1 protein-coding gene is annotated in these 274 nt (G+C 59.9%); it reads left to right on the top strand.

Features of this window, described 5'->3' with window-relative positions:
* Nucleotides 1-274: phage tail protein (locus ACJ9N4_RS20735; RefSeq protein WP_411500775.1), on the top strand; the 274-nt coding region annotated here is incomplete at both ends.

Below are 274 nucleotides of genomic sequence, written 5' to 3'. Positions count from 1 at the left end.
TGTCCCGCGCGCATCGGCGCAGGCCGTTAACCGCGTGGCAAACCGGGCCGTCAGCCGCAGTGTGGCAGTCGTCTCAAAAGACACCCGCGTACCGCGAAGACTGGTAAAGCAACGCGCCAGGGTGAAGCGTGCGACGGTTAATAAACCCCGTGCGCTTATCCGTGTTAACCGTGGCAATTTACCGGCCATAAAACTCGGTACCGCCAGCGTGCGACTTTCCCGCAGAAAACGGGACAAGAAAGGGGCTAACAGCGTTCTGCGTATCGGGCCTTTC

The sequence above is a fragment of the Enterobacter sp. LM3 genome (assembly GCF_046622475.1).
Lineage (GTDB): Bacteria > Pseudomonadota > Gammaproteobacteria > Enterobacterales > Enterobacteriaceae > Enterobacter > Enterobacter cloacae_P.
This window is presented reverse-complemented; position numbering and strand designations above follow the sequence as displayed.